Here is an 8,760-nt window from a genome sequence, read left to right as displayed (position 1 = left end):
CAAAGCTCAAGCCGATGGACCCAGCCTTTGAGTAAGAGCGCGGTCCTACTTCGGACATCCCAGTAAATTAACGCGATGACGCAAACCAAAGCGTCAGAAAAGAAGAGTTTTTCAACAAAATCGGCTCAAACCCGCCATTCGACGCACCTGGTCGGGGATCAGGCTTCCTCCACCGCGACAGACTTGCCGCAAAGGCGCTTTCTGACCCGAACAAACTCCAAACCCGCAGCTATGCAACCAGCGTAAATCCTCGAAACCTTAATATTTCAAAGCCTTACCGCTCGAACGTATTATGTTCACTCTCAGAAAAAGCTTGTGTTTGAAATCAATGCAGGCGTCTCAAGAACCCGGTTTCGCATGCGAAACCACCCCTGCGCTCACAGATCAATTTCCCATTGTTCTTCGGTCAGATCCCGCCCGAAACTGTGCACCGGAATGCGGCTCACGCGCCTGAACCCGTTGCGCGCACAAAGCGCGCAGGCCGCCTCATGTTCCGCATGGGTCCAAAGCTGCATCCGCGCACATCCGGCCTCGCGCGCGAACCCCATGCAGGTCTCCAGCAACCGCCGCCCCAGCCCGGAACCGCGCGCCTCAGGCACCAGCAGGAACAACCGCAGCTTGGCCGCCTCAGCATCCAGCCGGACGCAAAAAATGCTGCCCAATCGCGTCTCCCCCTCCCACGCAATCCATCCCCGCTCGCAATTCGGGTCATGTTTCGCAACGAAACCGGCCAAGATCTGCGCCACTAGCGGCTCGAGGGTCTCATCAAACCCCTCGTCACGCGCATAAAGCACCCCGTGCTGGCGCGTCAGCCAATCGGCATCCTCAGGTGTAAAGGGGCGTATCTCGACACTCATACGCTCAGCCTACCCATCTTGCGCCTGCCCCCGCAATCGCCTATCCCGGCTCCGCATCAACGGAGGCACCCATGGGCATCGACACCGAACGCGACATCGAGGCAAATCTGCAAATCGGCCCGACCGACAAGGGCATGGTGCGCCTTTATATCGAAGCCACAGGCGGCATCGAAATCCCCATGGATTTTGACCCCGACGAGGCCCGCGACATCGCCGAAGAACTCCTTGCCGCCGCCAAAGCCGCCGAGGCTGTCAAACGGTGAGCCGCTGGGCCGCCGCCCTTCTTTCTCCGATCCTGCTTCCCCAAGCCGCGTGGGTCATCGCCCGCGCCCAACGCCTGCCCGAAGCCGCAGGCCCCCGCTCTGGTCTGACCGGCACAGGCCCCCTGCTCCGGCTCCTCATCATCGGCGACAGCTCTGCCGCCGGTGTCGGTGCCAGCACGCAGGATCAGGCCCTCGCAGGTCAGCTCGTCCAGCGCCTCGCCGCGTCCTACACCGTCGACTGGCACTTGATCGCCAAGACCGGCGCGACGACCGCGTCCACCCTCGCCCATCTGCGCGGCTACGCCCCTGTAAAGGCCGACATCGCCGTCCTCATCCACGGGGTCAATGACACCACCCGCCTCGTCCCTGTCGACCGTTTCATCGCCAACCAAAGCGCGCTGCTTTCGCTGCTGAACACCCAATGGCACGTCCCTCGCGTCCTCTTCAGCGCCGTGCCGCCCGTCGGTCATTTCCCCTTGCTGTCGCGCCCGCTGCGCAGCCTTCTGGGGCGTCACGCGACCCGGCTCGACCACGCCCTGCGACGCGCTTTCTCCGACGCCCACGTCCCTTTCGATATGCCCATGGACACAAGCCTCATGGCGCCCGACGGCTTCCACCCCGGCCCGGACATCTACAGGGCCTGTGCCGCATTGCTCGCCTCGCGGATCACGCAGCAGCCCGTGTAAGCCACGGCTCAATACGAATAAGGCTCCACGAAATCCGGGTCCCGCAGCCCTTGCAACCGCAGCGCCGCGGTGCGTGCAAATTTCTGCATCATGACCTTGCGCCGCGCCGGGGCCAGCTTGCTCTCCGGCCCCATCCGCAGAATCTCTGCATCATAGCTATCGGCCATGATCAGCCCTGTCTCCAAAGGCAAAAGCTCGGACGGAAAGGCCTCATCGACGGCCCAGAAATAGCGGTCGCACCACTCCAGATAACCCTCCCATTTCTGGTCACCCATGAAGTCGGCGCGAGAGGATTTACACTCGATAATCCAAACCTCCCCCTTGGGTCCAATCGCCATCACATCCACTCGCAAACCGGATGTGGGCACCAGTTCCTCAACGGTCACGAAGTCATGGCTACGCAGATGCCTGCACACCCCACGGGCCAGCAACTGGCCGGGTTTCGCAGCGAAAGGAGGGGTCGCGTCATCCATAGCGTTAACTATGAACGAAAAGAGAACAAAAGCAAGGCTGGCGTCAGGCAGTCGCCCCGTCCAGAAGCCAGCCCGCGCCGTCTTTCCATATAAAGCCCTCTGACATCCGGCACGAAGCCATGACCTGCCATAGAGCAGACCTGGCGAAACGCCTCGCCAGACTGTCGTATCGCCCCAAAGCCGCGATGCAAATTTAACCGCTTTCTCGCAGGTCGGTGCCGTTTGCCGTAGCGACACCTGCAAGCCCGCTTTTCAAGCCGCAATGCCTGCGCTAGCCTTGAGACAGTTCAACAGGAGAAAACAAAAATGCGCTTTGCTGCTACTATTGCTGCTGCCTTGCTCGCAGCCGCCCCAGCCTTCGCTCAGGACAGGCTGACGATTGTCCATGTCAACGATCTCGACCGGATGGAGGGCACTGGCGACACGGGCGGTGTGGCTCGTCTGGCCACCGTCATCGCGGATGTCCGCGCCCAGGGCGGGACTGTTCTGGCCACCAGCGCGGGCGACAGTATCTCGCCATCGCTGCTCTCCAACTTCGATCAGGGCGCGCATATGATCTCGCTCTTGAACATGGCGGGTCTCGATGTGATGGCGCTGGGCAACCACGAGTTCGACTTCGGCCCCGATATCACGCGCGAGCGGATTGCAGAGGCCGAGTTCACGATGCTCTCCAACAACGCGATTGAGCCGGACGGCACGCTTGTGGACGGCGTGGCCGAAAACATGATGGTCGAAGTCGGCGAGCATATGGTCGGCATTTTCGGCCTGACCACCGCCAGCACCGCGGTGAAATCCACGCCCGGCGATGTGACTTTCGGTGACCCGGTCGAAGTGGCCGCAACCACCTCTGCCGCCCTGCGCGAAGCGGGTGCTGATCTGGTGATCGCTTTGGCCCATACCGATACGGGCGAGGACCGCGCACTTTATAACGCAGGCGATATCGACCTGCTTCTGTCGGGCGACGACCATGATCTGGTTATCGAATATGATGGCAATGTCGCGATGGTCGAAAGTGGCAGCCAAGCCAGTTTCGTCACCGTTGTCACGCTTGATATCGAAACCGTCGAAGGCCGTCGCGGCCCTCAGGTGGAATGGCAGCCTGCCTTTGACGTGATCAACACAATCAGCGTCGAGCCCAATGCCGAAATCGCCGCCGAAGTCGCCAAGTTCGAAGACTTCCTGTCCACCGAGCTGGACATCGAAATCGGCGAAACGCCTGTCATGCTCGACACCCGTCGCACCACTGTACGTGCCGCCGAAAGTGCCTTTGGCAACCTGACCGCCGATGCGATGCGCGCGGAAACCGGGGCGGACGTGGTCATCACCAATGGTGGCGGTATCCGCGGCGACACGACCTACGAGGCCGGCACCATGCTGACCCGCCGCGATGTCCTGACCGAGCTTCCCTTCGGCAACAAGACGGTCGTGCTCGAAGTCACTGGTGCCGATATCCGCGCCGCGCTGGAAAATGGCGTCTCGGAGATTGAGGATGGTGGCGGTCGTTACCCCCATGTCTCGGGTATGACGTTCAGCTTTGACGCCAGCAAACCCGCTGGCGAGCGCGTGACCGAAGTGATGATCGACGGCGCGCCTGTGGATGCTGAAAAGACCTATCTTCTGGCGACAAGCGACTTCATGGGCAATGGCGGCGACGGCTATGCGATGTTCGCAGACAAGCCCAGCATCATCGAGGAAAACGCAGCCGAGCTGATGGCCGCTCAGGTCATGACAGCGTTCGAGAACGGGGCAGCTGTTCCGGTTCTTGATGGCCGGGTGACACAGGCGGAATAAGACCGCACGTTCCCATCCGCAATTGAAGCGGCCGGTAAGGAAACTTGTCGGCCGTTTTCGTTTGGCGAGGCAGCGGTGCGAGACCGCTCAGCGTTGCCCGTAATAGAGCCCCACGACATGCTCGGCTTCCGCGAAAAAGAGCCAGCGAGAGGCCAACGTGCCTGCGATATGGCTGATCGCGGCGAGGGCGACGGTCACATAGGTGACGCCCAGCCACAGCAGGATTACGGGCAGGATCACCATCAGGATCAAAGAGATCACGCGCAGGGTTTGGGCGTGCTTGCGACCCACGTGGTGCACCATTTCGCGCAAGAGGTAATTGGTGCCGGTATGAGGCGCCTCGAAGTGGCGGACGGTCCCGATCGCGCCAAGGCCCGTGGCCGTTTCCTGCGTGGAGCCTGCCTGCTCGAAGCGCCCGTCACCCAGCATCCACGCGATGACTTGCAGGATGCCCGCAACGACAAGGAACGCCAGCGTGAAAACGACCTGACCCGCAAGCAACGCCCCCCCAGCAAGTGAGAGCGTCACGAAAAGCGCAGGCGTGGTCCAGCTGTTCCAGCGTGGCACGGTCTTAAGCTGGCCGTAGATCATCGACGTGGCGAAGACAGTGGCCAGCGCGAGCACGCTGCCAATCAGGCCAAGCGTGCTGAGCTTGGTGTTGAAGAAGACAAGCGCGCCACCATAGATCGCCATCACGACAAGGGTCGCCACCGACAGGCACGCCTCGCGGCTCAGCCACGAGCTGCGCCATTGGGTGAAGGCTTTCAGCGCGCGTTGCGGGTTGCCCAAGTGGAAGGCAGATGAGGCAAGGCCGACGACAGCCAACAAGTAAGCGATTGTAAAATAACCGAAAGCTACGCTGCCAAAGACGGTCGGCATTCCGAGGCCGAGAAAGGCCAGCAGGCCGAAACCGAGGCCGGAGAGTACGGTAAAGATGATAATTGAGGGGGCGGGATGCATCTTATTTGCCTCCGACTTTGCCAAGCGTTCGGTCGAGCCAACCCAGCAGGCCGTCGGCCTCGGGCGCGACGGGTTCAAGGAGGGGGGCAAGGATATCGACCTCTTCCCACGTATCTTTTGGGCGCGGTGGCAGATATTTATTGACGGGCTTGGTGCCTTGTTCGGGCATCAGATCCATGCCGCCACGTTCGGCCACCAATTGGCTGACCTCACTGTCGGGATCACTCAGATCACCAAAATGGCGCGCATTCGAGGGGCATGTGCGCACGCAGGCGGGCTGACGGTCTTCCTCGGGCAGATTCTCGTTATAGATCCGGTCCACGCAGAGCGTGCATTTCTTCATCACGCCTGCCGCTTGATCCATCTCTCGCGCGCCGTAGGGGCAGGCCCAAGCACACAGACCGCAGCCGATACAGTCGGTCTCATTTACCAAGACAATGCCATCTTCAACCCGCTTGTAGCTGGCCCCGGTCGGGCAGACGGTGACGCAAGGGGCGTCGTCGCAATGCAGGCAGGATTTCGGGAAATGGATCAGCTGGGCGGGGCCTTCCGTTGGCTGCACCTCGTAGCTATGCACCCGGTTGAGGAAGGTTCCCGAGGGGTCCGCACCATAGGGGTCTTGGTCGGACAAGGGCGCGCCGTAGTTTTCGGTGTTCCAGCCTTTGCAGGAGACCACGCAGGCGTGACAGCCCACGCAGGTGTCCAGATCAATGACAAGGCCGAGCTTCTTTTCGGTGCTGGCGGGGAGCGTGGTCATGCGAACGCCTCCGAGCTGGTGAGATGGCTTACGGGTTCCTCTTTCGAGGGGTCCCACGTGACGACAAACCAGATGAAAGAGCCGATCATGAGGGCGACGAAGACGCCGATCAGCAACAGGGTTTTGCGTTGGCCGGTCATTGTTCGACCTTCCATTTCAGCTGCTTTGGACCGGTGCCAACCGGGCTTTTCTGCTCGCCCATTTTGGGCAGGGCTTCATCGGGGGCGGCAACCTTTTCGATCTTCACTTTCAGGTCGAACCATGCGGCCTGTCCGGTGATCGGGTCAGAGTTGCTCCACCGCAGACCGTCACCCTTCGGAGGGAGAAGTTCGTGGATCAAGTGATTGAGCAGAAAACCTTTTGTCGCCTCGGGTGCGTCTTTTTCAAGCGCCCAAGCGCCTTTGCGTTTGCCGATGGCGTTCCACGTCCAGACGGTGTTCTCGTTGAGGGCAGCCATATGCGCGACTGGGACGGTTATTGCCCCGTGGGGGGAGCTGACCTTGGCCCAGTCACCCTCTTCAAAACCGTTTTCCCGCCAAATCTTGGTAGGAACATATAGCGGGTTGCGACCATGAATCTGCCGCAGCCACGCGTTCTGTGAACCCCAAGAATGATACATCGCCATCGGGCGCTGGGTCAGCGCGTGAACGGTATAGCCCTCATTGCCGGTCTGGTCTGTTTCATACCAGATCGGCAGCGGATCCATCGTGGCTTTGATCTGCTCGCGCAAGTGATCAGGGGGCTGGCGATCGCCATGCCCTTCGGCGGCGAGTTGGAACTTGCGCATCGGCTCGACATAGAGCTGGAAGATATAAGGCTGGGGCGCGTCGAAGAAACCCATCTTCACAGCCCATTCCTGATAGGCCTTGTTCCACGGTTTGTAATACATCGCCTCGTCCGGAACGTGCTCCATCCAGAAGCCGCCGTTTTCGATATAGGCGTCAAGCTGGTCTGGGTTGATGTCGCCCCTGCCCCCTTGGTCGCCTTCACCACGGAAACCGGCGAGCGGTCCAACACCCGGACGGCGCATGTGGTTAACCATGTAATCGGCGTAATCTTCGTATTTGGCGGAGCCGTCGTCATTGGTGAAACCCGGCAAGCCCAGCTTCGCCCCAAGCTGCACCAGCACCGTCTGAAAGCCGCGCACATCGCGGTCAGGCTCGATGACGGGCCAGCGGATGGCGTCGGCCACAGCGTCGGCCTCGCAGATCGGGCGGTCGAGCAGGCTGATACAGTCGTGCCGCTCAAGATAGGTGGCGTCGGGCAGGATCAGGTCGGCATAGGCAACCATTTCCGAGCTATAGGCATCCGAATATATGATGCGCGGGATGACATAATCGCCATTCTCGTCCGTATCGGTCAGCATCTTCATGACGCCGCCCGTGTTCATGGACGAATTCCACGACATGTTCGCCATATAGAGGAAGAGCGTGTCGATCTTATAGGGATCGCCCGCATAGGCGTTGGAGATCACCATATGCATCAACCCGTGGGCGGACATGGGGTTTTCCCATGTGAACGCCTTGTCGATGCGGGCGGGGTTTCCGTTTTCGTCCAGCGCAAGGTCGTCTGGGCCTTGCACGAAGCCCAGATGCGGGCCGTCCAGGGGGCCGTCTTTGGTGACCTTACAGTGTGGTTTTGGATGCGCAGTGGCGGGCTTGGGATAAGGCGGTTTGAAGCGGAAACCGCCGGGCACTTCAACGCTGCCCAGCAGGATTTGCAGCATATGCAGGGCGCGGCAGGTCTGGAACCCATTGGCATGGGCCGAGACGCCACGCATGGAGTGGAAGGAAACAGGACGGCCATGCATCGTTTTGTGCGTCACGCCGCGGAAGTCTGTCCATTCCTGTTCGATTTCAAAGGCTTCGTCAAAGGCAACACGGGCCAGTTCCGACGCGATCTTGCGGATGCGTCCGGCAGAGATACCGCATTGCTCAGCCACAGCTTCGGGCGCGTATTTCGCATCCAGATAGCGCTCCGCCAGCATGTGAAAGACCGGGCGATGGGTGATGCCCTTGGCGCGGTGGGTGCCGCCGAGGTCAGGCTCAACGCCTTCCCCATCAAACGCCGCAGGCTTGCCGGTGCGCTTGTCGATGACAAGTTCCTTGCCTGCCTTGTCGCGCAGGAAAAGGCCGTATTCAGGGCTATTCGGGTCACTGTTCACCAAGACCGGTGCGTTGGTGCGCAAGGCAAGGTAGTCCAGATCGATCTTGCCCGCCTTGAGCAATTCATGGACCAGCGCGAGGATAAAAAGCCCGTCGGTGCCGGGCGTGATACCAACCCATTCGTCGGCCACAGCATTATAGCCGGTGCGGATCGGGTTGACGCCGATGACCTTTGCGCCGCGCTCTTTCAGGCGGCCCAGACCCATCTTGATGGGGTTGCTGTCGTGATCCTCGGCCACGCCGAAAAGCATGAACAGCTTGGTCTTTTCCCAGTCGGGCTGGCCAAACTCCCAAAACGCACCGCCCATCGTGTAGATGCCCGCGGCGGCCATGTTGACGGAACAGAAGCCGCCATGGGCCGCGTAGTTCGGAGTGCCAAAATTTTGGGCAAAAAAGCTGGTGAAAGACTGCGACTGATCGCGACCCGTGAAAAATGCCAGTTTTTCGGGCGCTTCTTTGCGCAGCGGCTCCAACCAGCCAGCAGCGATGTCCAAGGCTTCATCCCAACTGATTGGCTCGAACTCACCGGACCCGCGCGGGCCGACTCGCTTCATAGGCGATTGCAGCCTAGAGGGCGCGTTGACCTGCATGATCCCGGCAGAGCCCTTAGCACACAGCACGCCCCGGTTCACCGGATGGTCCTTGTTGCCCTCGATATAGGCAACCTTGCCCTCTTTCAGATGCACATTGATCCCGCAGCGACACGCACACATGTAACAGGTCGTCTTGCGGACCTCGTCGCTGACCTTCGGAGACGTGTCCAGCTGCGGTTGTGCCATCGAATTCATCCTCCCAGAACGGGTCCAGA

The 8,760-nt window shown here is 60.5% G+C and carries 9 protein-coding genes; 3 read left to right on the top strand and 6 right to left on the bottom strand.

The window, feature by feature from the left end; translation table 11 throughout:
• Positions 1 to 377: 377 nt before the first annotated feature.
• Positions 378 to 857, bottom strand: coding sequence for a GNAT family N-acetyltransferase (locus KUW67_RS13780; RefSeq protein WP_224825900.1), 480 nt, complete (start codon positions 855 to 857; stop codon positions 378 to 380).
• A gap of 71 nt (positions 858 to 928) precedes the next feature.
• Between KUW67_RS13780 and KUW67_RS13775 the strand changes: the two genes are divergently transcribed.
• Together KUW67_RS13775 and KUW67_RS13770 are read left to right on the top strand one after the other, a co-directional pair.
• Positions 929 to 1,120, top strand: a complete 192-nt coding sequence (locus tag KUW67_RS13775; RefSeq protein ID WP_224825899.1) for a DUF6324 family protein — start codon at positions 929 to 931, stop codon at positions 1,118 to 1,120.
• A complete protein-coding gene (locus tag KUW67_RS13770) occupies positions 1,117 to 1,806 on the top strand; it encodes an SGNH/GDSL hydrolase family protein (RefSeq protein WP_224825898.1) in 690 nt (229 codons plus the stop codon). Before KUW67_RS13775 ends, KUW67_RS13770 begins: the two co-directional genes overlap by 4 nt.
• 8 nt (positions 1,807 to 1,814) lie before the next feature.
• On the opposite strand, the gene KUW67_RS13765 is transcribed toward KUW67_RS13770, so the two are convergent.
• The gene (locus KUW67_RS13765) at positions 1,815 to 2,279 is read right to left on the bottom strand and encodes an MmcB family DNA repair protein (protein ID WP_224825897.1); all 465 of its coding nucleotides are present in this window, start codon (positions 2,277 to 2,279) and stop codon (positions 1,815 to 1,817) included.
• Positions 2,280 to 2,585: 306 nt separating this feature from the next.
• On the opposite strand from KUW67_RS13765, the gene KUW67_RS13760 reads away from it, so the two are divergent.
• Entirely contained in the window at positions 2,586 to 4,070 is a 1,485-nt protein-coding gene (locus tag KUW67_RS13760) for a bifunctional UDP-sugar hydrolase/5'-nucleotidase (protein ID WP_224825896.1), read from the top strand.
• A gap of 87 nt (positions 4,071 to 4,157) precedes the next feature.
• Here KUW67_RS13760 and KUW67_RS13755 read toward each other — a convergent pair whose 3' ends face one another.
• Genes KUW67_RS13755 through KUW67_RS13740 form a run of 4 tightly spaced genes read right to left on the bottom strand, consistent with a single transcriptional unit; the run spans position 4,158 to position 8,740 of the window.
• Complete coding sequence (locus KUW67_RS13755) at positions 4,158 to 5,030, bottom strand: DmsC/YnfH family molybdoenzyme membrane anchor subunit (RefSeq protein ID WP_224825895.1); 873 nt, start codon at positions 5,028 to 5,030, stop codon at positions 4,158 to 4,160.
• Position 5,031: 1 nt separating this feature from the next.
• The gene (locus tag KUW67_RS13750; RefSeq protein WP_224825894.1) at positions 5,032 to 5,787 is read right to left on the bottom strand and encodes a 4Fe-4S dicluster domain-containing protein; all 756 of its coding nucleotides are present in this window, start codon (positions 5,785 to 5,787) and stop codon (positions 5,032 to 5,034) included.
• A complete protein-coding gene (locus tag KUW67_RS13745; RefSeq protein WP_224825893.1) occupies positions 5,784 to 5,927 on the bottom strand; it encodes a hypothetical protein in 144 nt (47 codons plus the stop codon). The genes KUW67_RS13750 and KUW67_RS13745 overlap by 4 nt, the downstream gene beginning before the upstream one ends.
• Positions 5,924 to 8,740, bottom strand: a complete 2,817-nt coding sequence (locus KUW67_RS13740) for a molybdopterin oxidoreductase family protein (protein WP_370634991.1) — start codon at positions 8,738 to 8,740, stop codon at positions 5,924 to 5,926. Before KUW67_RS13740 ends, KUW67_RS13745 begins: the two co-directional genes overlap by 4 nt.
• Between the last annotated feature and the right edge of the window lie 20 nt (positions 8,741 to 8,760).

This window comes from Cognatishimia sp. MH4019, from assembly GCF_020177595.1.
GTDB lineage: Bacteria > Pseudomonadota > Alphaproteobacteria > Rhodobacterales > Rhodobacteraceae > JAHTBL01.
Note: the sequence above shows the minus strand (reverse complement) of the source record. Positions and strands in the feature narration are given on the sequence as shown.